General features: G+C 56.2%; 15 protein-coding genes and 2 tRNA genes. 3 read left to right on the top strand and 14 right to left on the bottom strand.

Features of this window, described 5'->3' with window-relative positions; all coding sequences use genetic code 11:
- Window positions 1-9 precede the first annotated feature (9 nt).
- Window positions 10-1,161 carry a murein transglycosylase A gene (gene mltA / locus ACQE32_RS17535; RefSeq protein WP_426973662.1) on the bottom strand — a complete coding sequence of 384 codons (1,152 nt, stop codon included), beginning with the start codon at window positions 1,159-1,161 and terminating at the stop codon, window positions 10-12.
- A gap of 202 nt (window positions 1,162-1,363) precedes the next feature.
- On the opposite strand from mltA, the gene ACQE32_RS17530 reads away from it, so the two are divergent.
- A tRNA-Met gene (locus tag ACQE32_RS17530) sits at window positions 1,364-1,440 on the top strand.
- 49 nt (window positions 1,441-1,489) lie between these two features.
- Window positions 1,490-1,566, top strand: a tRNA-Met gene (locus tag ACQE32_RS17525).
- An 86-nt stretch (window positions 1,567-1,652) separates the two neighbouring features.
- On the opposite strand, the gene amiC is transcribed toward ACQE32_RS17525, so the two are convergent.
- Entirely contained in the window at window positions 1,653-2,900 is a 1,248-nt protein-coding gene (gene amiC, locus ACQE32_RS17520; protein ID WP_427022182.1) for an N-acetylmuramoyl-L-alanine amidase AmiC, read from the bottom strand.
- A 231-nt stretch (window positions 2,901-3,131) separates the two neighbouring features.
- Between amiC and argA the strand changes: the two genes are divergently transcribed.
- Window positions 3,132-4,460, top strand: a complete 1,329-nt coding sequence (gene argA, locus ACQE32_RS17515; RefSeq protein ID WP_085070352.1) for an amino-acid N-acetyltransferase — start codon at window positions 3,132-3,134, stop codon at window positions 4,458-4,460.
- Window positions 4,461-4,465: 5 nt separating this feature from the next.
- Here the strand turns inward: argA and recD are convergent, their stop codons facing one another.
- The 12 genes from recD to rppH form a co-directional block, all read right to left on the bottom strand.
- Entirely contained in the window at window positions 4,466-6,322 is a 1,857-nt protein-coding gene (gene recD, locus ACQE32_RS17510; protein WP_250650773.1) for an exodeoxyribonuclease V subunit alpha, read from the bottom strand.
- Window positions 6,319-9,861, bottom strand: a complete 3,543-nt coding sequence (gene recB / locus ACQE32_RS17505) for an exodeoxyribonuclease V subunit beta (RefSeq protein ID WP_426982018.1) — start codon at window positions 9,859-9,861, stop codon at window positions 6,319-6,321. Before recB ends, recD begins: the two co-directional genes overlap by 4 nt.
- Window positions 9,858-12,749: a pitrilysin gene (gene ptrA, locus ACQE32_RS17500; protein ID WP_427022181.1), complete on the bottom strand. Its 2,892-nt coding sequence runs from the start codon at window positions 12,747-12,749 to the stop codon at window positions 9,858-9,860. Before ptrA ends, recB begins: the two co-directional genes overlap by 4 nt.
- A 118-nt stretch (window positions 12,750-12,867) precedes the next feature.
- Entirely contained in the window at window positions 12,868-16,257 is a 3,390-nt protein-coding gene (gene recC / locus ACQE32_RS17495; RefSeq protein WP_427022180.1) for an exodeoxyribonuclease V subunit gamma, read from the bottom strand.
- 129 nt (window positions 16,258-16,386) lie between these two features.
- Window positions 16,387-16,701, bottom strand: coding sequence for a prepilin-type N-terminal cleavage/methylation domain-containing protein (locus ACQE32_RS17490; RefSeq protein ID WP_426973654.1), 315 nt, complete (start codon window positions 16,699-16,701; stop codon window positions 16,387-16,389).
- Complete coding sequence (locus ACQE32_RS17485; RefSeq protein WP_426973653.1) at window positions 16,691-17,101, bottom strand: DUF2509 family protein; 411 nt, start codon at window positions 17,099-17,101, stop codon at window positions 16,691-16,693. Before ACQE32_RS17485 ends, ACQE32_RS17490 begins: the two co-directional genes overlap by 11 nt.
- 14 nt (window positions 17,102-17,115) lie before the next feature.
- The gene (locus tag ACQE32_RS17480; protein WP_427022179.1) at window positions 17,116-17,661 is read right to left on the bottom strand and encodes a prepilin peptidase-dependent protein; all 546 of its coding nucleotides are present in this window, start codon (window positions 17,659-17,661) and stop codon (window positions 17,116-17,118) included.
- Entirely contained in the window at window positions 17,652-18,248 is a 597-nt protein-coding gene (locus ACQE32_RS17475) for a prepilin-type N-terminal cleavage/methylation domain-containing protein (protein ID WP_427022178.1), read from the bottom strand. The genes ACQE32_RS17480 and ACQE32_RS17475 overlap by 10 nt, the downstream gene beginning before the upstream one ends.
- A 197-nt stretch (window positions 18,249-18,445) precedes the next feature.
- The gene (gene thyA / locus ACQE32_RS17470) at window positions 18,446-19,240 is read right to left on the bottom strand and encodes a thymidylate synthase (protein ID WP_250650779.1); all 795 of its coding nucleotides are present in this window, start codon (window positions 19,238-19,240) and stop codon (window positions 18,446-18,448) included.
- Window positions 19,237-20,112 carry a prolipoprotein diacylglyceryl transferase gene (gene lgt / locus ACQE32_RS17465; RefSeq protein ID WP_250650780.1) on the bottom strand — a complete coding sequence of 292 codons (876 nt, stop codon included), beginning with the start codon at window positions 20,110-20,112 and terminating at the stop codon, window positions 19,237-19,239. Before lgt ends, thyA begins: the two co-directional genes overlap by 4 nt.
- A 162-nt stretch (window positions 20,113-20,274) precedes the next feature.
- Window positions 20,275-22,521, bottom strand: a complete 2,247-nt coding sequence (gene ptsP / locus ACQE32_RS17460; RefSeq protein ID WP_085072293.1) for a phosphoenolpyruvate--protein phosphotransferase — start codon at window positions 22,519-22,521, stop codon at window positions 20,275-20,277.
- Window positions 22,522-22,533: 12 nt separating this feature from the next.
- Complete coding sequence (rppH, locus tag ACQE32_RS17455) at window positions 22,534-23,061, bottom strand: RNA pyrophosphohydrolase (protein ID WP_085070316.1); 528 nt, start codon at window positions 23,059-23,061, stop codon at window positions 22,534-22,536.
- Between the last annotated feature and the right edge of the window lie 322 nt (window positions 23,062-23,383).

The raw sequence follows: 23,383 nt of genomic DNA, 5'->3' as shown, positions 1-23,383 counted from the left end.
TACAGAAGTTTACTGGCTGGCGCTGACCAGCATTGAACCATTCTGGTTGTTTTGCACGTTACTGAACAGCGTAGTGCCAGTGCCCGGCGCAGCGCGCAGCACCCAAACGCGGCCATAGTGATTAAAGAAGCCGGCCATATGCCCCGCCTCCGGCCCAATGCCTTGATAAATATCAAAGTGCTGCCCTTTGATGGCCCCGCCTACATCCAGCGCCACCATCAAACGCATCTCATACTTACCGGTGAACTTGCCGTCATTATTTAGCAGCGGCACTTCTGCCAGCAGCACCGTGCCCGGCGGGATCAGCGAACGATCCGCCGCAACCGACGCTTTCGCAATCAGCGGCACCGCGCTGGCACCGCGCACCGGCGTAAACTCCTCCGGCTTAAAGAAAACGAAAGAGTTATTGGTTTCCAGCAGCGCACGCACCTCTTCCGGGCTGTGCTCATCGGCCCACTTACGGATCGCCTGCATCGACATATCTTCGCGTTTCACTTCGCCGCGATCGATCAGCTCTTTACCGACGCTGTGATAGGCCCAGCCATTTTTACCGGCATAGCCAAAGAACATCAGCGGACGCCCATCGCCAAAATCCACATAGCCGCTGCCCTGCACATCCATAATAAAGTTATCCATCAGCGAATTGCTGTAGCCAATCACATAGCGCTCATCCAGCGCGCCGCTGTAGATCTGTGCCCGGCTCGGCAATTTGCGGCCTTTACTACGCGGCGGCATACGGTACAGCGGATACTGGAACTCGCCCTGGCGCGTATAGCGCGCGTGGATAACCGGCGTGTAATAACCGGTAAACTGGACGTTGCCGTAATTATCCACCCCTTCCATCTGGTACGCATCCAGGCCAAACAGTCGCAGCTGGCGTGTATCGCCCCCTGCCAGCAACCAGTTCTCAATAGCGCTATAGGTATTATTTTGACGTGTATATAAAGAAGAAGAGGCAAAGCGTATTTCACTGACCTGATCGCCGAAATCTTTACCGTTAACCGGACGCCCTTTGGCATTCGGCTGATTCACCAGCGCCAGAGGCTGCTCGATTTTGCCATCTTTATATTGCTGACCGCGATCGGTCGGCTTAGAGGAACAGCCCGCCAGCAGTGCTAACAGCGCGCCCGTAACCCAATACTTCGTCCAACGTCCTTTCATTGTATTCTCACCTCAGCTGCGTGCAGGGCAAGATAGCAAAGGGGTAATAAGAATGAAATGCGTTACCGGAAAAAGAGTCGCGCCATTTGTTTAATTAATCAGCAAGACGCGGAGATATTCAACAACTGGCGCTATTATCCCAATTAATTTTCAAAAAGGGGTTGCATCATAATCCGGTAAGAGTATAGTGCGCTTCCACGGACGCGGGATGGAGCAGCCTGGTAGCTCGTCGGGCTCATAACCCGAAGGTCGTCGGTTCAAATCCGGCTCCCGCAACCAATTAAGCAGTACGCAATAGAGTGTCGTGACGGAAGCGACAACATCCGGACGCGGGATGGAGCAGCCTGGTAGCTCGTCGGGCTCATAACCCGAAGGTCGTCGGTTCAAATCCGGCTCCCGCAACCAATCATTAAAACACCCTTAAGGGTGTTTTTTTGTATCTGGCGTTTGGTAAAAAACCGGTTCGCCCGCAAGCGCGCTCCCCGGTACTCTCACTTCTTATGGTGCGCCAGCGCCGCCCCTTTTGAAAAATAGGCTTTGATGCCGCCAAGAATCGCTTCAGCCACCTGCTGCTGATAGCGCGCCGTACGCAGCTTGCGCTCTTCCGCTGGGTTACTGATAAAGGCTGTTTCCACCAGAATCGATGGAATGTCGGGCGCTTTTAATACCGCAAATCCTGCCTGATCCACGCTGCGCTTATGCAGGTGGTTAATTTTGCCGATACGCGTCAGCACTTCCTTACCAAATTTCAGGCTATCGGTAATGGTCTGGCTTTGCAGCATGTCGAACATAGTATGGTCAAGATAGCGATCGCCGCTTTTACTTACGCCGCCAATTAAATCTGATTCATTCTGCGTTTGGGCAAGAAAACGCGCCGCCGCTGAGGTTGCGCCTTTAGTGGAGAGCGCGAACACTGAGGAGCCGCGTGCTGCCCGGCTGGTAAAGGCATCGGCATGAATGGAAACAAACAGATCGGCCCGCTGCTTACGCGCTTTAGCCACCCGCACCTTCAGCGGTATAAAGACATCTTCATTACGCGTCATATAAGCACGCATATTCGGCTCTTTATTGATCAGCGCCTTCAGGCGGCGGCCAATTTTCAGCACGATATCTTTTTCACGCGTCTTATGCAGGCCATGCGCGCCGGGATCTTCGCCGCCGTGTCCCGGATCGATCATGATAACGATAGGACGATCGCGCCCGGCTTTACCCGGCAGCGGCGCCTCGGCGGGCTGCGTACGTTCCAGATCGCCCTGATTATAATCCTTGAGCAACGCCAGTAGCGGATCGTCCTGGGTGTCGTACGCCGAATAGAGATCCACCACCAGGCGATGTTGGAAGCCAGCTACCGGCGCCAGCGTAAACAGGCGCGGCGCGACATTTTGCTTTAGCTCCAGCACGATGCGTACGGTGTTTTTATCGAACTGGCCCACACGTGCCGTTTTGATATAGGGATCGTTTTTCTGCACCAGATGCCCTACCCCTTTCAGTACCCGATTCAAGTGCAGGTTTTCAATATCGATCACCACACGTTCGGGATGACTCAGGGCAAACTGCTTATATTTCAGGGCCACGCTTGATTCAATGGTCAGGCGGGAATAGCTGGAAGAAGGCCAGATGCGCACCGCAACAATATGACTGCTGGCCGCTAACCCCACCCGGCTAACGCTCAATAGCCATATTGCTCCAGCGCCCTGTAACAGCCGACGACGGCTGATAACGGGATTAGATTCGGACATGCCGCTCCAGATACTGTGTTGTGTCTAAAAAAAAGCCAGAAAAAAATGTGGCGAAAACTTTAACCCAATCGCTTTTATGCTGTCATCCGGAAAAAAGCCTTAAATGCAGCCTGTTAACCTTATTATCCGATTGTGAAAAATGATAAGCGATAATAAAAGCCGCTTGCACTTCAGGCAACAAAAGAATAAAAATACACAAAAACCGAATAGTCATGCAAAAGAGGGTTTGCCGTGAAGGAACGTAGTACCGCACTGGTTCAGGGTTTTCGCCATTCCGTTCCCTATATTAACGCCCATCGGGATAAGACCTTTGTCATTATGCTCAGCGGCGAGGCGATTGAGCATGATAACTTTTCCAGCATAGTTAACGATATTGGTCTGCTGCACAGCCTCGGCATTCGTCTGGTAGTGGTATATGGCGCACGGCCACAAATCGATGCCAGCCTGGCGGCACATCAGCTGGAACCGGTCTACCACAAGCATACCCGCGTAACCGATGCGCAATCCCTTGAGCTGGTTAAGCAGGCCGCCGGACGTTTGCAGCTGGATATTACCGCCCGCCTGTCGATGAGCCTGAGCAATACGCCGCTACAGGGCGCGCATATCAATGTGGTCAGCGGCAACTTTATTATCTCTCAGCCGCTGGGCGTGGATGACGGCATCGACTATTGCCACAGCGGCCGTATTCGCCGTATTGATGAAGAGGCAATCCACCGTCAGCTCGACAGCGACGCCATTGTTTTGATTGGCCCGGTAGCCGTGTCGGTGACTGGCGAAAGTTTTAATCTGACGTCGGAAGAGGTAGCCACGCAGCTGGCAATTAAACTGAAAGCGGAAAAAATGATCGGCTTCTGCTCTGAGCAGGGCGCAACGGATGATGAAGGCAATATTATTTCTGAACTGTTCCCGAACGAGGCGCAGGCGCGTATTGAAACCCTGGAACAGCGTGGTGACTACCTTTCAGGAACGGTGCGCTTTTTGCGCGGTGCGGTTAAGGCCTGCCGCAGCGGCGTGCGTCGCAGTCATTTGATCAGCTATCAGGAAGATGGCGCGCTGTTACAGGAATTGTTCTCCCGTGACGGCATCGGCACGCAAATCGTGATGGAATCCGCAGAGCAGATCCGACGCGCCACCATCAACGATATCGGCGGCATTCTGGAGCTGATCCGTCCGCTGGAACAGCAGGGAATTCTGGTGCGTCGCTCGCGTGAACAGCTGGAGATGGAGATCGATAAATTCACCATTATCGAGCGCGATAACCTGACCATCGCCTGCGCGGCGCTCTATCCTTTCCCGGATGAGCAGATTGGTGAAATGGCCTGCGTGGCGGTTCACCCTGACTATCGCAGCTCTTCACGCGGCGAAATGCTGCTACAGCGCGTTGCTTTGCAGGCGCGTCAGCTGGGGCTGAAAAAATTGTTTGTATTAACCACCCGCAGCATCCACTGGTTCCAGGAGCGCGGCTTTACGCCGGTAGATATCGAGCTGCTGCCGGAAAGCAAGAAGCAAATGTATAACTACCAGCGTCGTTCTAAAGTCTTGATGGCCGATTTGACCTGACCGGTTTAGAACAGGATCTCCTGATGTGGGGCGCGCAGACGCTCCACCAGTCCGCTGCGCCGCTGGGTACGCACGGCAACCGCGCGCGCAAAAATTTGCCGATCGGTATAAAGCGTTAACCGGCTGCGCGCGCGGGTAATGGCGGTATAAACCAGTTCCCGCGTCAGCACCGGCAGATAGTGGTTAGGTAACACCAGCGCGGTATGTTCGAATTCCGAGCCCTGCGATTTATGCACCGTCATCGCCCAGGCGGTATCGTGTGGCGGTAAACGACTTGGCTGTACCGCCTTAATCGTGCCGTCGGGCAGTGGAAAGAACACCTTCAGCGCGCCGCTGGCATCATTCATCGCAACGCCAATATCACCGTTAAACAGCCCCAGCGCGCTATCGTTGCGTGCAATCATTACCGGCCGACCGATATACCAGCGGCTTTGCGCCTGCGGACGCCGAATTCGTCGCTGCTTCAGCAACTGGCGTTCGATACGCTCATTCAAACCCGCCACGCCAAATGGTCCTTCGCGCAGCGCACATAACAGCCGGTAACGGGCAAAGGCTGCCAACACCTCATCCGCATCCGCATTGCGCTGGAGCAGCGTTAAATACTCTTCATAACCTGCAATGCCCTGCTCTAAAAGCTGCTGGTAATGTTCAGCACTGCTTAGCTCGCTGCGACAAATATCCTCAAAGCCCGCGCCGAAAACCTTTTCCGCCGCTTTGGCATCACCCGCGTTTACCGCCTGCGCCAGTTGGCCGATACCGGAACGGGCATCGAAACGATAACTTTTGCGCAGCAGACAGATACTGTCGCGTACGTTAGGCATATCTTCCCCGTCCGCCCCATCCAGCTGACAGCCGGTAAGCAAAGCCAGCTGCCGGGCACGCGCCGTACTGTAGCCCGCTTCAGCGCAGCGGCAAATATCGCCCAATACCGCGCCCGCTTCGACCGATGCCAGCTGATCGCGATCGCCCAGGAAAATGACCCGCGCATGTTTTGGCAGAGCGGCAATCAGATTTGCCATCATCGGCAAATCCACCATGGAGGCTTCATCCACCACCAGCACATCAAGATGCAGCGGGTTACCGGCGTGGTAGCGCAGCCGCTGGCTGTTGGGCTGCGCGCCCAGCAAACGATGCAGCGTGGTCGCTTCTTCAGGAAAGGCTGTACGCTCAGCGTCGCTTAGCCGCAACGCCTGCAGCGCCTTGCCTAATGACTCCGTTAACCGCGCGGCGGCTTTACCGGTGGGCGCGGCCAGACGAATACGCAGTTTTTGTTGCGAAAGGCGAATCAGCGCCGCCAGCAGTTTAGCCACGGTGGTGGTTTTTCCGGTACCCGGCCCACCGGAAATCACCGAGATGTGACGGGTAATGGCCACGGCAGCGGCGATCTTCTGCCAGTCGTCCGGGCGATCGCCGAACAGCTCATTTAATATCTGCTGCAAATCGGCGTCATTGAAAGCGGGCACCGCCTGCTCGGTGGCGATAAAACGCGCCACATGGCCTTCGCCTCGCCACATGCGGTGCAAATAAAGCCGCTGCTGCGCGACCACCAGCGGCGTCGGCTTTGAGCCATCGCTTACCGCGTGGCTTTGCAGCAGCAAACGCTGCCAGTCTTCCGGCTGACCTACTGTGCGCCAGATTTCCGCCGCCAGCTCCGGCTGACGTCCGGCGAACAGTTGACCGTCACGAAAATGATCGAGCGGCAGGCAAACGTGTCCTTCTCCCGCCTCGGCGCTTACGCAGGCCGCAGCCAGCATCAGCGCGGGTTGCTCATCATCCGCCAGCATATGGGCGAACTGCAGATCCAGCGCGCGTATCAGGCGTTTTTCTACCGCCTCGCGCAGCAACTCGCTGATTTTTCTCATTCCGCTTCCACCTTGTCTCCGGTAAACAGGCGATCCAGCGCCATGACAAAATCTGCAGACGGACGGTGATGAAACACACCGTTTTCACTGGCGCTGCCGTCCATTCCGCGCAAAAAAAGGTAAAACACACCGCCGAAGTGGCGCTGATAATCGTAATCCGCTACACGATGGCGCAAATAGCGATGCAGCGCCAGCGTATAAAGCTGATACTGTAAATCGTAGCGGTGACTAATCATCGCTTCCGCCATCGCCTGCGGCGTATAGGCGGCGCTCTCTTCGCCCAGCCAGTTAGATTTATAATCCAGCAGGTAATATTTTCCCTGCCAGCAAAAGACCAAATCGATAAAGCCTTTCAGCATCCCCTGCACCTGCTGAAAATTCAGCTCCGGCGCGCGTGCCGACAGCGTATCGTGCTGACGCATTACCGCGTCCAGCGCCGGCGCGGTCAGCAGCTGATGCATCGGCAGATAAAACTCCAGTTCCACCAGATAGCGGCCCGGCGTTAATCCCGCCAGATGAATGCCGTCCTGATTAAGCGGCGTTTGCAATACCCGGCTAATCCAGTCGCACAGCATCGGCAACCATTGCTCGCCAAAGCCAGCCAGCTGTAGCTGCTCCGCCAGCCATGCCTCATCCGGCGGCTGGTTAAAATCCAGCGTTTCAAACAGGCCATGCAGAAAGGTGCCCGGCGAAGCGCCGCGCGGAAAGGTATGCGGCGTTAGTGCTGGCGCAACAACGTCTGTGGTTTCTCCTGCCGCATCGACATCAAAACGCGGTGCCAGATCGAGCGCAACCGTCGGGCCATGCTGTTGCAGACCGGAGTAGCTGGTAACGCGCCAGTGATCCTGCAGCGGGCGGGATATCACCGGGCTCTCCAGCTCCGGCATACTATCGCCTTCCGGTTGCCAGCGCCCTTCCGCAGCCTCTTCCGGCATCACTACCTCTACCGCGTCGTTGCTTAGGCCATACAGCGCTTGCTGTAATCCGCTGGCGTTTAGCGCTTCACCACGCTGAACCAGATAGCCCACCGCGCTTTTGTGCAGATCGCTGTCACCTTCTTTTTTACGGTTGCCCTTAATCAGCGGCGCAATGCCGATGCTACAGTGATAAACAGAGCGGGTCAGCGCCACATAGAGCAGACGTAAATCTTCCGCCAGCCTTTCCTGCTCGGCCAGCGCCAGGCTCTCTTCATCATCGCTCAAATCCAGCAACGCCTGAAAAGTCTGTCGATCGTGATATAGTCCCTGCGCCGCCTCGCGGAAGTTAGCGGCAAACGGCAGCCAGACCAGCGGATACTCCAGCCCTTTGGATTTGTGAATAGTCACAATCTGCACCAGATGACGGTCGCTTTCGAGACGCAACTGCTGACTGGCGGACTGATGGTTAGGCTGCGCGACCTGCTGTGCCAGCCAGCGCACCAGCGCATGTTCGCTATCCAGCTGCGCGGCGGCCTCCTGTAACAGCTCTCCAAGATGCAGCAGATCGGTCAGACGCCGTTCACCGCTTTCTGAGGCCAGCAGATTTTCTGCAATGCTGCGCCGGGTCATTAATTCACGCAGCATAGGCAGCACGCCGCGCTGCTGCCAGCGTTGACGATAGGCCGCAAACTCTTCAACCAGCGCGTCCCAACGATCTTCATCCTGACTCATGGCGTCGATGGTGGCGGCGTCCAACCCCAGGATACTGGTGGCCAGCGCGCTGCGCAGGGTACGCTCCAGCTCCGGTGCCAGCACCGCCTGCAGCAGCCACAAAAGTTCACGCGCTTCCGGCGTAGTAAACACGCTGTCGCGGTTAGATAAATAGACCGAAGGGATATTAAGACTTTCCAGCGCATCGCGTATCACCGCAGCCTCGCTGCGGCTGCGCACCAGAACGGTAATGTCGGAGGCTCTGACCGCCCGCTGGTCGCCCTGCTTGCCCACCAGCGCTTCACCCCGCAGGCCAGCCTGCAGCCAGTGGAGGATTTCTGCCGCACACTGACGCGCCATCCACTGCTGGTATTCGCTAACGCCCACGCCTTCGCCGGGCTGCAGCCAAAAGCGCAGCGCTGGCTGCACCGTGCCATCAAGATGGAAACCGCGCGTTTCATTGGGCGGCGCGGCGTTCACCTCAATGAAAGGGATCTGGCTGAATAAAAACGGGTTCTCCAGCCGGGAAAAAAGCTGGTTGACGCTGGCGACCATCGCTGGCGATGAACGCCAGTTAGTGTCCAGCGTATAGTGCGCGCTGATTTCGCTACGGGCGCGCATATAGGTAAAAATGTCCGCGCCGCGAAAGGCGTAAATCGCCTGCTTGGGATCGCCTATCAGCAGCAGCGCATTTTCCGGCTGGGCGATATAAAGCCGCCGGAAAATACGATACTGCTGCGGGTCGGTATCCTGGAACTCATCGATCAACGCAACCGGATAGCGGGCACGAATGGCTTGCGCCAGTAAATCGCCGCCGGGCTGCTGCAGCGCTTCATCCAGACGACTCAGCAAATCATCAAAGCCGAGCAGCGCCCGTAGCTTTTTCTCTCTGCGGGTTGCCAGGCGAATATCTTCCAGCGCCCGGGCAATAATCAGATCGCGTAGCGAAAGCGGCTCGGCGAAGAAGTCATCTACCGCCGTAAACAGCGGATGGCGTGGCGGCTCGCCCTTTTTGGTTTTCTCCAGCAGCACGCTCTGGCGAAAACGCGCCAGATCTTTAGGCACCGTATAGCCCTGGGTCTCTTCTTCTACCCAGGTTGCCACATTATTCAGCCAGGCTGGTAAATGCTTACTACTGTAACTCCGCTTATCAACGCCAGATTTTTCAATCAGCTCGCGCAAATCTGCTGCCGCCGCACGCCATTGCGCCTTCAGGTTATCAATGCGCGCCACGATTTTCTCATGACGCTGCGCCAGCGTTTCTTCGCTATCCGGCGCATATTTTAACGCTGGCGATTCGCCATGCAGCCATGGCATTAAGGTGGCGAGCAGCTGTTCCGGTCCGGTCCACTCCTGCGCAATGACTTTGGCAATCGTCAGCGGCAGCGGATAGCAGTGGCGACGCCAGAAGTCGGCGGCGGCCTGACGGCGCAGCGCAGATTCATCTTCAATCAGCTGCTGCTCAAACAGCATCCCGGATTCAAAGGCGTTGAGGTTCAGCATCCGCTGACAAAACCCGTGGATGGTAAAAATCGCCGCTTCATCCATTTGCCGTTCGGCGGCCAGCAGCAGCGCGGCGGCATCAGCAGGATCGCTAATCTCCTGCATCAGCGCTGCCAGCACCGGATTGGCGCTGCTGCCGCGCACGCAGGCCAGCCGCAGCTCATGGATATTCTGCCGAATACGTCCCCGCAGTTCAGCGGTGGCCGCCTCGGTAAAGGTCACCACCAAAATCTCTTCCACCGACAGCGGACGATGAAAAGCATTATCCTGCCCGAGGCCAAGCAACAGCCTCAGGTAGAGTATGCCGATAGTAAAGGTTTTCCCGGTTCCCGCTGACGCCTCGATAAGCCGCTCTCCACGGAGCGGCAGTGTTAGCGGATCGAGCCGCTGGGGATTGTTGTCACTCATTTCTTCTCGCTTGTCACCGGCAGCGTCTGCTGCAGGCTGCTGACGTTCGGCCAGGTTTTCCAGCCTTGCGGTGATGCATAGTCAGCTTTTCCATGCTGGCTGCCGGAAATCTGCGACAGCATAGCCAGTCCCTGCTTAGCGATCACCGCCTGGTGGAAGAAATCTGCCAGGCTCTGCGGCGTCAGCGTTTTAAGTTGTTCAATAACCTGTTCACGGGTATCAAAAGCGTAATTTTCCCGATAGAAATCTTTGCCATAGCGCGCCGCCTCTTCATCCAGCGTTTGCGGACGCTGCTGCAGTTCATTAATCAGCGCCGCCTGATACTGGGCGAAATCCTGCTGGCTTAACCCCCGCAGCCGCTTTTCAGCATCGGCATAGAAAGCTTCATAGCGTTGCAGCAGCAGAGCGGGCTGTTTGCTGTTGCTTTGCAGCAGAAAACCGATGCCCCACTGGCGTCCCACTGACATCGGGAAGGTAAAGACCGCATAGCCCAGCTGTTGTTGAGTACGTAACTGGTTATAAAACCAGGGTTGAATAATCTGACTCAACAGCGAGCTGATAGCAATACTTTGTTCTTCACCGTAGCCCACAGGAATGTAAACCGCAGCCAGCGCTGAGTCGCTGCTGCTGCCCGCCTTCTGAATATTGGCGCGCAGCGGCTGGTTAATCAGAATATCTTCGCTGTGCCACCAGCTTTTGCCCTGACAGTTAACCTGCTGCTTAACTTCACGCGCCAACGACGTCACCATTTGCGGGGTCATGTTGCCCACGACCAGCATCTCCGGCGTCGCCTGCTCTGCCAGCATGCGGCGATAGTCGTTCAACTCCTGCAGGCTAATGGAATCCAGCAGCTTACGGCGCTCGCTGCGCTCGGTATAAGGAAGCTGCGACAACATCCGTACCGGCTGAATCGCCTGCTCAAACGCTTTGCCTTTTTCTGCCGCATCCAGTTGTTCTTTATACCAGGACTTGGCCTGCGCCAGCTGATCTTCCGTCGGAACATAATTGACGTAGCCCTGCAGCAGGGTAACCAACAGTTTGGGCAAACGTTGAGTAAAGCCGCTGGCGCTAAAAATGACCCCATCACTTCCGCTGGTAGAAAAGCTAATGCCGCCGACCGCCGCCTGTGAGCTCAGTTCATCAAGCGCCAGACCCGCCAGATAATCATTCAGGGCGAACAGCACCTGATGACGGGCGCTATCCATCGCCGCCTTATTACGTAATGCCAGCATAATATCGGCTTTCGGCTCGCTGGCATGATAGCGGCTTGGCATATAAAAGACGCGCAGCCCCGGCTCATTAATCAGCGGTTGCGGATGGGTTATCGGCTTTTCAGATGCCGGAATTAAATTAAAATCATCGGGGATATAGGGATTCAGAGCAGGCAGATCCAGCTTGATATTTTCGGCCTCCTGCTGCCACTTATTGAACAGTTCGGCGCTGATTTTATCCACCTGGTAAGGCGCTTCGACAAAATAAGCGACTTTGTTATGCGGCTCGTTGGGGCTGATATACCAGATGCGCGCATTCTGCGGCGTCATCTCTTTCAGGCGCGCGCTGATTTCCGCCGGATCATAGCGGTCAGCGAGGTAGGAGGCATTAAGCGTATGCTCGACCGGCACCCGCAGCATGGTATCCGCCAGCCATTCGATATAATCCATATCGCGCGTAATCGACGGATAGCGATAATCGATATCCAGCACATGCGCCATCTCATCGAAATAGCGTTTATCAATACCCTTATCGCGCAGCATGGCCAGATAATCAAAAATCGCCGCGACTACCCGATCGCGCTGCGCCAGGCCTTTATCGGTTAGCGAAACGCTAATGCCAAATATACCGCCGTTACGCGTAATGAGCGGATCGGCGCCAGCATCAATGGAATCGGCCAGCCCCTGACTTTGCAGCCAGTCGGAAAGCGTATTTTTGCTGCGGTTGCTAATCAGGTAACCGATCAGCGTATCGGTTTTGCTGCGAAAGCGATCGCTATTGTTATCAATTCGGAATTCCAGGCGCAGTTGTTTACGCGGCTGGGCCGGTACGTAATGAATGATAATGCCTTTTTGCTGGTCGGTGACCACCGGCACGTTGATCGCAGGGACGCTGGCGTGACGATTGCTCACGCGCCCAAACGTCTGCGCGGCGATAGCGGCCAGCTCCGGCAGCGGTTTATTGCTGTAGATAACCGCTTTCATCAGGTTAGCCGAGTAGTGCTGCTGATAAAACTGACGCAGCGCATCCTGTAGTTTGCTGTCTGGTTTGTCGCTCAGCGTCTCCAGGTTACCGCCCGAGAAGCGCGCCGCTGGATGCGCCGGATTTAATGTCTCCGCTCCAACCTGAGCCATCCGATGTCCGTCACGGGAACGCGCCATCGTCAGTTCAGCGTTAACGGCATTCCGCTCGCGATCGGCATTAACCGGATCAAGCAGCGGCTCGGCGATGGCGTCAGCCAGGCGGTCGACGGCCGGGGCCAGCGCACCATTTTCCACTTCCAGATAGTAAGCGGTACGGTAAGAGGCAGTGCTGGCATTATGGCTGCCGCCATGTTTCTTCAGAAACTCCGCCAGGTTATCCGGCTGTGGATAGCGCTTCGAGCCCATCAACACCATATGCTCAAGATAATGCGCCAGGCCCAACTGCCGATCGGGATCGTCCAGCGAACCAATTGGCAACGTCAGCGCCGCCAGCGATTTCGTTGCCTGGGGATCGGAAACCAGCAATACCGTCATCTCATTATCCAGACGAATCGCCTGATAGTGACGCGGATCTTTATTGCTCTTTTGAATGGTCCGATCGAGAGGCTGCCAGCCTTTTTCAGCGCTGGCCAGCTGGCTAAACATGGTGAAAATCAGTAACAGACTGGCTGTCCAGACAGCGTACTTTCTCATTTAATCCCCTTGAGTGTTATCCTTTTTCCAACGCGGTGTCGCTGATCAAAACAACTATCACCACTGAAATCTGGCGGGCTGGCTTCCCGCCAGGCGCATCTACTGTAGGTCAAACTGGCTACTCATCATTTTTCTGCGTATCGCTGCGGTTAAAACGCAGCAGCGGCAACAGCCACTGTTCGGCTGCAGCGCAAATGGCATCAAGCTGCGCCGCTTCCAGCGTACGGAACAGCCGTTGCAGATAGGGATCGCTCCCCTCGCCTTCCATTTGATAGTTGCCCTGCCAGGCGGTTAACAGCTTCGCCCGCGCTTTGGTTTGCGTGGCCTCATCCATTAGCATGATGTCGTTTTTAACGTCATAGCTCGCCTCCAGCCAGGCACCCCCGGTTTTCGCCAGCAGCAGCAACGGTGAACACATGCCGTCACGATAGCCTTCGACATAGCGCGTAAGCCACTCCTGCGCCTGCTGCGCATCGATCGCGTCAAAGCACCAGCTGCTCTCTTTGCGTCCCAGCATGCGGCTCTGCCCTTTTCCACCCAGCGCACACCACGCCAGATGCTCCAGCCACAGCGCCAGCCCATCGGTGAAGTTCAACACGCCAGGCCGCCAACGCAGCAGGCCGCTATCCTGCACCTGCGGCAACCAGCCGTTAAGTTTGACGCCTGCAATGGTCAGGTCGATTTCCATACTGCGACTTTCAGCGCGCAACGCCCTGACCTGTTCAGCCAGCGGCGTCATCTCTTCCTGCTGCGTTTGCCAGAAGAGTTCACCGAAAGCGCCATAGGGCAACACGCCCGCCGCGCGATGATGATTGAACAGTCGTTGGGTATCTTGCTCTTCAATCAGCGCGTTTAGCAATTGGGCGTTGATCTGATAGCGATCGAGCGCATCCAGTACAAAGGGTTCGGCATCTGGCAGTTCGGTCTGCTCCAGCGCAAAACTCACGCCGAGGCGCATAGTAAAGAAAGCGCGAACCGGATGCCGCCAGAAACGCAGCAGCTGTTCAAAGCTCAGCTCACGGAGCTCCAGTGGCGGCAGCGGCTGCATAAATGGTGGATGCGGCTCGCCGCTGCCACGCGCAGCAGGCAGCCACTCATGGGCGAAACTGCGATACTCCGCCTGCGGCGCGAAGTTTTGCGGATCGAACGGCATACGGCTGTGCAGACAGTGCAGATGCGCCAGCACCCGTTGAGCGCTGCTGTCTACATCCAGTGCCTCGTCGCCCGGCAGATGAAAGCTTTGCCCAATATAGTCCACCAGTTCAGTGACCAACACCGAAGGATATCGTTCCGTATTATCCTGAATCGAGCGGCCAATATAGCTGATATAGAGTTTCTGCTGGGCTGAAAGCAAAGCCTCAAGAAACAGGAAGCGGTCATCGTCGCGGCGGCTGCGGTCGCCCTTTTGCGGCTGCTGCGCCATTAAATCAAACCCCAGCGGCGGCAGCGTACGCGGATAGACGCCATCATTCATGCCCAGCAGACATACCACGCGAAACGGCACCGAACGCATCGGCATCAGGGTACAGAAGTTAACCGGCCCGGCCAGGAAACGCTGGCTGATGCGCTGCTGATCGAGGCGCGAGGCCAGCTCATCGCGCAGCAGCGTAGCCGGAACGCTATCAACGTAGCGCGCCTGCAGACCATAGGCCATCACCTGCTGCCACTGCTCTTCAATCAGCATCAGCGCAGCATCGGTATTCACATCGGCAGCAAAAAAGGTTTGCAGCATTTCACGGCACAGTGGTTGCCAGTCGCTCAGCGTACGCGGCTCAGCCAGCACCTGACGCCAGTGGTTAAGCTGCATCAGCAACTCTGCCAGATTACCGGCCAGCTCGGCGATTAACCCGCTGGACTCATCGTAAGGCAGGATGCCGTCCCAGTCGCCATGCATGCTCTCCATGGCATAACCGAGCAACATTCGCGTGATGCCGAAACGCCAGGTATGCTGGCCGGTGGGCGGTAGCTTCAGCTCACGCACGTTATCATCATCCAGCCCCCAGCGAATGCCGGATTCCTCTACCCACATACGCAAACGGCGCAGCCCTTCCTCATCAATAGCAAAGCGCGTTGCCAGTGCCGGTACCTCCAGTAGCGCCAGCACCTCTTCACAGGCAAAGCGGCTTTCCGGCAAAGCGAGCAGGTTAAGAAAGGCCATAATCGCTGGATGGGCGAAGCTGGCGCGGCGATCCGAAATGGCAAAAGGCAGATAGCGATCTGAGGATGCGTTGCCGAATACCGCCTGAATATATGGCGTATAGGCATCAATATCAGCCACCATCACGATAATATCGCGAGCGGTCAGCGAGGGATCCGCCTCCATCATAGCCAATAATTGATCCTGCAAAACTTCCACTTCACGCTGCGGGCTGTGACAGACATGCACCACCACGGATCGATCCCGAGGATCGAGGCAGCGCTTTTTATGGCTGCTTTTCAGCTCTTCCGCATCCAGTCCAATCACCGCGTTATCTTCCAGCTCCAGCAGATCGTGCTGCAGCACCTGCAACAGCGTGTCCTCCGGGACATCGACAAAAGCATCAATTTCCCTCGCCTCCATTTGTGCCAGCAGATAGAGGTTATCGCGCCCCAGTTTGCCCCACGAGGCCAGCAGCGGGTTGGTCAGCTGTTGCTCTCCGGCATCGTTAAATAATGAAGAGGCTGCGTCGGGATCACGAAACAGGGCAATGTCCTGCTGCTGCTGATGATGGCGACGGCGGCGGCTTTGAAGTTTCGCCAGAAACGCGTAATCCTGGATATCGCCCCAGTAGTGCCGACAAGGATTGGTAAACAGCAGATGAATATCGATATGCTTGCCCAGCGCCTGTAGCGCCTGCAGATAGACTGGCGGCAGCGCGGAGATCCCACAGATAAAGACGCGGTCGGGCAGGCCCGCCGGACGTGATTCGCTGCTTTCCAGCTTTTGAATAAAGCGCGCATACAGGTTAGCGCGGTGCCACTCTGGCTGATCGAGATCGCGGGTATATTCCACCAGCGCGGCCCACAGCGGGGCCTGCCACTGCTGCGCCTCGCCCAGCCCATCGATCACTTTCCCCTGCTGCCAGCTGTTCAGCCATTCCGGGCGATAGACCAGATACTGGTCATAAAGATCGGCCACGCGCGAAGCCAGCTGGAACAGCTTACGTTTGTCATCGTCGTCGTTGAGATAGTGCTGCAACGGGCTAAACGCCTCCTGACGCAGCAGATCGGGCAGCAGCGTCATTAGCTTCCAGCTCATGCTGGCTTTATTAAAGGCGCTCTCTTTGGGGATGCCGGGCAAGACGCGCACAAACATATCCCAGATAAAAGAGGCGGGCAGCGGAAAAGCGATATTGGCCGCAATACCGAACTGTTGCGCCAGCTGCATCTGTAGCCACTGCGCCATGCCCGGGCTTTGCACCAGCACCACCTCGGACTGAAAAGGGTCGCGTAACGGTTCGTTTTCAATCAGATACGCCGCCAGCGATTTAAGAATATCGAGCTGGTTGGAGTGATAAACCGTAAACATGTTGGCTCCTGTTCAGTGCTGCTACGGCGCGTTAGCGCGGGGACACTCTACCCCTTAAATTGGCTAATGCAACCGTCGCGCAAAAAAAGCGCAAAAGTACGATGAATAACAATAGGTCCGTAGGCGGCTTCAACGATGCGGAACGCTATTATCGCAGCGCAGCTGGTCCAGCGTAACAGCAGAGAGGCCGGGCCGGAAAGCGGTGGCCCGCCATAACAGGCAGCCCTCTACCGCAGGCAGTTTGTGTAGCGAGGTTTGCCAGCCTTCGCTCTCCTGCCCCTGCAGACGCAGCGCCGCCATGCGCCACGCTTCGCGCTGTTGCCACTGTTGATAAAAGCCAGCTGCAAGCATCTGCTGATAGTGCAGCAGCGCCGTTAAACTCATGGCAAACAGCAGCAACGCCAGCAGCGTTTCCACTATGCTGAAACCTCTTTCACCCGACATCAGGCAGGCAGCCCTCTGACAGAGGAAGCGGGCAAAAATCGAGCCAGCCATGTGCCAGCGGTTGCCAGCGCCCCTCAGCTACTGGCGTCAACCACTGCCATAGCGCCAGCGCCTCCCCTGTTGATGACTCTCCGGCACCGCGCAGCAGTGCTTCACCGTTATGCCTGAGCAGTATGCAGGCGCGCCAGCCATATGTCGGCTGCTGCTGGCAGTGCCAGCCCTGTTGAGTCGGCCAGCTCAGCCTTGCGCCCCAGGCCAGCGCCGAAAGCGCATGGTAATGCTCCCGCAGGAACTGACGTTCATCCGTAACCAGCGACAGCGCACCGTCCAGCTGTTGCCGTGTGGCATGCAGCAGGCCAGAGCCGAGCAGTAGCATTAGCAGCACCATCGCTATGGCCATGCCGCCATCTTCTCTTAAGGCAAGTTGTGGGTGCTGATGATGCTTTGCAGCCTGAGTGCTGACGTGGGAAAGCCTGATGATTCGCCGCCGAGCGTCACCTTCACCTGCTGCCCGACGCGGGTGAAAGCCAGTTCGCCAATGGTTAGCGTGGCCGGATCGGACAGGCTCTCCCAGCCACTGCCGTTGCAGCTGCTCACGCCGCGCTGTATTTCCAGCCGTTGATTGCGGAGCCGGTATCCGTACCATTCGCTCTCCTCATGCTCCGGCCCTTCCCAGCGACCGTTGCTGTTTTCATCCCACCGGATCAACAGACAGCGCTGTTGAATGATAAGCGGTGTTCCCTGGCAGAAACCGTGACAGTAACCCGCTCGCCGAATCGCTTTTTCCAGCACGCTCATTATTTGCTGCAGCTCTTCCTGTAAACGCATCTGGCTTTGCAGCTGTATATTTTGCCGCTGCAGGTGCGGCAACAGACGCAGCGCCCCCAGCATTAAAATGCCGCTCAACGCCATTGCGATCATCATTTCCATCAGACCAAAGCCAGCCTGTTTCACAAACATGGCGCAACCTGGCAAAGCCGAATACGGCCGCGTGAGGAGATAATCATGCGCCAGCGCAGCGAGCCTTCGCCAAAAATAATGTGCCCTGCTTTTGCCACGTTGCGTTTACCGTAAAACCCCGGCGCACCTTCAATGGCAATGATATGGACCTGCGAATGCGGCGCCAGCAGCTGTAAACGTCTGCCGCTAGCACAGCCCGCCGCAGGCACGGCGCCGCTGCCAAGACACCACCTTTCGCCCGTTAACAGCCATAACGGCTGTTCCCGGTTATGCCAGTTGGCCCAGGCGCGCACGCCGTGTAAAAAGCGCTGCAGCTGCCGGGCGGTTTCCTGCATGCGCTGACGCTGCTGCCAGCTTTGCCATCCCTGCAACGAAGCGAGACTCAGCAACGCGGCTATCGTCAGCACCAGCAGCAGCTCCACCAGGGTAAATCCATCGGTACGCGTTTTTTTCATGGCGCTATTGTGCCGGGCTGAAGCGTCGCGACCAGTGCCATATTGATGGATTGCGGGCTTGCTTCCCGCTTTTTTAATCGGTTTACAGCTATTTGCGCTGCGCTGTGACGTCTGCCACGCCACAAGGTGCATGACGTTTCTGCAGCTGGGTTCAGTGCTGCATGTCGATTGTTTAAATAGAGAATTAATGAAGGAAAAGCAGCGGTTATAAAAGTATCAACAGCTGCCGCAGGCTAATCTCTACCAACAGCGCAGGATGGCGCTAGCCGCCTGTTACCTACTAAGAACAGACGCCAGCGGCGCGGGTGTGCGCTGCTGGCGTGCCGGAGTTATATCGCCACCGGCGCTTTAATGGCGGGATGCGGATCGTAGCCTTCGATTTCAAAATCTTCGAAGCGGTAATCGAACAGCGAGGCGGGCTTGCGTTTGATGACCAGCTTCGGCTGCGGACGCGGTTCGCGCGTCAGCTGCAACCGCGCCTGCTCCAGATGGTTGCTGTAAAGGTGCGTATCGCCGCCGGTCCAGACAAAATCTCCCGGCTCCAGATCACACTGCTGCGCCATCATATGCACCAGCAGCGCATAGCTGGCGATATTAAACGGCAGCCCCAGGAACACATCGCAGGAGCGCTGATAAAGCTGGCAGGAGAGCTTGCCATCCGCCACGTAAAACTGGAAGAACGCGTGGCACGGCGCCAGCGCCATCTCATCCAGTTCACCAACGTTCCAGGCTGAAACGATAATTCGACGCGAGTCGGGATCGTTTTTCAGCTGCTCAAGCACCTTCGTCAGCTGGTCGATTTCACGACCATCAGCCGCGCCCCAACTGCGCCACTGTTTGCCATAGACCGGTCCGAGATCGCCATTTTCATCGGCCCACTCATCCCAAATCGAGACGTTATTTTCTTTCAGATAGGCGATATTGGTGTCACCGTTCAGGAACCACAGCAGCTCATGAATAATTGAGCGCAGATGGCAGCGTTTGGTGGTCACCAGCGGAAAGCCTTCCTGCAGATTGAAACGCATCTGGTGGCCAAAAATCGACAGCGTGCCGGTTCCGGTGCGATCGTTTTTCGGCGTGCCCTCGTTCAGCACTTTCTCCATTAATGCCAGATACTGCTTCATTTCTGTTCACCTGTTTGTAGCTGCGGGCGACGACGGTACGCCCAAATCATCATGATAATGCCGGCCAGAATCATCGGTATCGACAAAATTTGTCCCATGCTGATGCCGCTAAACAGGCCCAGCTGGGCATCAGGCTGACGGAAGAACTCCACGATAATGCGGAACGCGCCGTAGCCAATCAGGAACAAGCCGGAAACGCTGCCCATCGGGCGCGGCTTGCGAATAAACAGGTTAAGGATGGCAAACAGCACAATGCCTTCCAGCACCAGTTCATAGAGCTGTGAAGGATGACGTGGCAGCACGCCGTAAGTTGCCAGCAGTGATTGCCATTCAGGGTGCGTGGCGACCAGTGCCACATCTTCGCTGCGCGAACCCGGGAACAACATCGCCCAGGAGAAGTTCGGCGCGACGCGGCCCCAAAGCTCACCGTTAATAAAGTTACCAAGACGACCAGCGCCGAGCCCGAAGGGGATCAGCGGCGCAATAAAGTCAGCGACCTGAAAGAAATGACGTTTTGTACGATGCGCAAACCACATCATCACCACGATAACGCCAATCAGCCCACCGTGGAACGACATGCCGCCATCCCAGACTTTGAACAGATAAAGCGGATTCTCCAGAAACAGCGGCAGGTTGTAGAACAGCACGTAGCCGATGCGACCACCGAGGAAAACCCCCAGGAAGCCCGCGTACAGCAGGTTTTCCACTTCCTCTTTTTTCCAGCCGCTGCCGGGCTTGTTGGCCCGTCGTACCGCCAGCCACATCGCAAAAATAAACCCAACCAGATACATCAGGCCGTACCAGTGCAGGGCGACGGGCCCGATGGAGAAAATCACCGGATCGAATTGAGGGAAAGCCAGATAGCTATTCATCTTTCACCATTAATGTCATCCGTCCACAGGCTGGACGATGGATAGTTCACTCCTTGCGCGCCGCGTAATACACAGCGCCTCTCAGCCAGGAAAAACCGGCCAGGCATGATAGCATAGCCGTTTTATACCGGGTTCATCGAAATGTAAACGTGGATAAATGCCTTAGCGGCCGCCGCGAATGAGCCCGCCCAAACCGCGTCGCTCCATAAAGGCCGCGACCTGATGACGAACTTCAGTTGCCGTTTGCGCCTGCAGGCTGCGTTCAGCCAGCACCTGTGCCTCTTCATGGTCGATGTGGCGCAGAAGATACTTCACACGCGGTACGTTTTTGCCGTTCATGCTCAGATGGTGATAGCCCAGACCAATCAGCAGCGCCACGCACATCGGATCGCCCGCCATTTCACCACACAGGCAGAGATCGATCTGCGCTTCGCGCGCAGATTCTGCAATCGACTTCAGCGCTTTTAGCATTGCCGGATGCAGCGAATCATACAGGTTGGCTACGCGGGTATTGTTGCGATCCACCGCCAGCAGATACTGCGTCAGATCGTTAGTGCCCACTGATACAAAATCAACGCGCCTGGCCAGATGCGGGATCATAAACAGCATTGAGGGCACTTCGATCATAATGCCAATGCGCGGTTCAGGGATCTCATAGCCCAGCATCTCTTCCACTTCTTTGCCGGCGCGATCGATCAGACGACGCGCTTCGTCAATCTCATCGATGCTGGTGATCATCGGCAGCAAAATGCTGAGGTTGCCGCTGGCGGCGTTAGCGCGCAGCATCGCGCGCACCTGCACCAGGAAGATCTCCGGCTGATCAAGCGTCAGGCGTATGCCGCGCCAGCCCAGGCAGGGGTTCTCTTCGCTGATGGGCATGTAGGGCAGCTGTTTGTCCGCGCCGATATCCAGCGTACGCAGGGTTACCGGCTTATTCAGAAACAGCTGCAGCATGCCCTGATACTGTGCCACCTGCTCCTCTTCGGAGGGGAAGCCATTTTGCAGCATAAACGGGATTTCGGTGCGGTACAGGCCGATGCCGTCCACCCAGTTATCCATTGCCTGCTCATGCTCAGCACTCAGGCCCGCATTCAGCATAACCTGAATACGTTCGCCGCTTTTCAGCCTGGCGATCTGCTCAACATCATCTTCCGCCAGTCGGCTCAGCTCATTTTCTTCGCTGACCAGCTGTTGATATTCTTGGATCAGTACCGGTTCTGGATCGATCAGCAATTCGCCACGATAGCCGTCAACGATCAGCAAGCGCTTATTTAACAGCTCAGGCAGAATATCCGCACCCATTACTGTCGGAATGCCCATCGCCCGCACCAGGATCGCCGCATGGGAGTTAGCCGCGCCGTCACGCACCACGACGCCTGCCAGCCGCTCCTGCGGCAGCTCCGCCAGCGTGGTTGCCGTTAGCTCATCCGCCACCAGCACAAACCGCTCCGGCCAGGTGTTGGTGCCCTGTAACGTATCGTCAAGATGAAACAGCAGGCGCTGGCCCAGCACGCGCAGATCGCCCGCGCGCTCGCGCAGGTAGGTGTCCTGCAGGCTGGCGAACTGAGCGGCGAATTTCTCGATGACCTTTTTCACCGCCCATTCCGCTACCGATCCGCTGTCGATCTCGGCAAACAGATCCTGCTTAAGTCGCGCATCGGTTAACAGGTGGGAATAAAGATCGAAGATCGCCGCGCTCTCTTTCTGCACGCTGGCGCTGAAGCGTTTGCTGAAGCGACGAAATTCGTTGCTTGCCTCGCTCATCGCCTGCGACAGACGTTCACGCTCGCGCCCGACATCCAGCGTCGAAGCGGCGAAAACATGCTCCAGCGAGGGCTGCGTGGTATCGACCCAGCCAGGCGCAACCGCCACGCCAGGCGCTGCCGCCAGCGCACGCACGCGTTTTTGGCGGAAATGACCAAACAGCTGGCTAACCTGAGATTGGGTGATCAGTGTGGCAAGTTGAGTCGCGAGCGTGACCAGGAAAGATTCTTCGCTTTCATCAAACTGGCGATGCTCGCGCTGCTGCACCACCAGCACGCCCAGCAGCTGACGTCGGGTAATGATCGGCACACCGAGGAAGGAGCGGAAGCGCTCCTCTTTAACCGAAGGAATATATTTGAAGCTGGGGTGGCTTTGCGCATCCGCCAGGTTGATCGGTTCCGCCAGCCGTCCAACCAGCCCGACGATACCTTGATCAAAAGCCAGCGTGACGATCTTACCGCGCGGCTTTTTCAGTCCGCGCGTCGCCATCAGGTAATAGCAACGACGATCGTGATCGGCGAGATAAATGGAGCAGACTTCAGTTTCCATGGCGAAACAGATTTCGTTTACCAGGATCTCAAGCGCTTCTTCGAGGCGCGGAGCGCCTGCCACTTTCTCTACAATCTCACGCAACTGAGTCAGCATCATCAGCGTGGCTTAACCTCTTTTCCGTCGATAAGCAGGCGTATTGCGCTGCGTTGCACTCTCCTGCAATGGCATGACCACAGCGGCAAACTCTTTCATCACGCGGCGATAAACGTCGCGTTTAAAGGAGACAACCTGACGAACCGGATACCAAAAGCTGACCCAGCGCCAGCCGTCAAATTCTGGCGTGCTGCTGGTTTGCATGTTGATATCTGCGTCATTGCACATCAACTGCAGAAGAAACCACTTCTGTTTCTGGCCGATACATACCGGCTTCGTGTCCCAACGCACCAAACGTTTCGGCAACTTATAACGTAACCAGTTTCGGGTAGAGGCGAGCAGGCGCACATCTTTACGGTGCAAGCCGACTTCTTCAAAGAGTTCGCGGTACATGGCCTGTTCCGCCGTTTCGCCAGGATTAATGCCACCCTGAGGAAACTGCCAGGAGTGCTGTCCGAAACGCCGGGCCCACAATACCTGTCCCTGTCTGTTACAGATTACAATACCAACATTTGGGCGGTAGCCATCATCGTCGATCACGGGACTACCTCAAACTGAAATTCAGATAGTCTGATTGTTTCATACTCCTTACAGGCGGTAAACCACTGCTTGAGGCTGTGAATAACGCATAACAGGGGGATAACTCACAGTTTTCATCATAGTTATAAACAGCTGACGGCTAAAAAGCCCAATTTTATTCACTTTTTCTGTGGATAGCTTTGTGCAGAACATGGTAACCGAGTGGGAAAAGCGTGAAATAACGCAGAAACATCTGGCAGGCATAATATTTGTAATTTATTTATTTTAAACATGTTTTTGTTGTTATTAGCCGCAACTCAGGCCCTGGACGTACTGTTTATAC

The organism is Pantoea sp. FN0302 (genome assembly GCF_050113775.1).
GTDB lineage: Bacteria > Pseudomonadota > Gammaproteobacteria > Enterobacterales > Enterobacteriaceae > Mixta > Mixta alhagi.
The sequence above is the reverse complement of the archived record's forward strand: the minus strand, read 5'-3'. Positions and strand labels throughout refer to the sequence as shown.

Bases quoted from the DNA above. Each gene is read 5' to 3' on its own strand.
- ptrA (WP_427022181.1), bottom strand. From the start codon at position 12,749: ATGAGAAAGTACGCTGTCTGGACAGCCAGTCTGTTACTGATTTTCACC.
- ACQE32_RS17480 (WP_427022179.1), bottom strand. From the start codon at position 17,661: ATGTTTGTGAAACAGGCTGGCTTTGGTCTGATGGAAATGATGATCGCA.
- ACQE32_RS17475 (WP_427022178.1), bottom strand. From the start codon at position 18,248: ATGCACCTTGTGGCGTGGCAGACGTCACAGCGCAGCGCAAATAGCTGT.
- recC (WP_427022180.1), bottom strand. From the start codon at position 16,257: ATGTTTACGGTTTATCACTCCAACCAGCTCGATATTCTTAAATCGCTG.
- ACQE32_RS17485 (WP_426973653.1), bottom strand. From the start codon at position 17,101: ATGGCCATAGCGATGGTGCTGCTAATGCTACTGCTCGGCTCTGGCCTG.
- amiC (WP_427022182.1), bottom strand. From the start codon at position 2,900: ATGTCCGAATCTAATCCCGTTATCAGCCGTCGTCGGCTGTTACAGGGC.
- lgt (WP_250650780.1), bottom strand. From the start codon at position 20,112: ATGAATAGCTATCTGGCTTTCCCTCAATTCGATCCGGTGATTTTCTCC.
- ptsP (WP_085072293.1), bottom strand. From the start codon at position 22,521: ATGCTGACTCAGTTGCGTGAGATTGTAGAGAAAGTGGCAGGCGCTCCG.
- mltA (WP_426973662.1), bottom strand. From the start codon at position 1,161: ATGAAAGGACGTTGGACGAAGTATTGGGTTACGGGCGCGCTGTTAGCA.
- recD (WP_250650773.1), bottom strand. From the start codon at position 6,322: ATGAGAAAAATCAGCGAGTTGCTGCGCGAGGCGGTAGAAAAACGCCTG.
- thyA (WP_250650779.1), bottom strand. From the start codon at position 19,240: ATGAAGCAGTATCTGGCATTAATGGAGAAAGTGCTGAACGAGGGCACG.
- ACQE32_RS17490 (WP_426973654.1), bottom strand. From the start codon at position 16,701: ATGTCGGGTGAAAGAGGTTTCAGCATAGTGGAAACGCTGCTGGCGTTG.
- recB (WP_426982018.1), bottom strand. From the start codon at position 9,861: ATGAGTGACAACAATCCCCAGCGGCTCGATCCGCTAACACTGCCGCTC.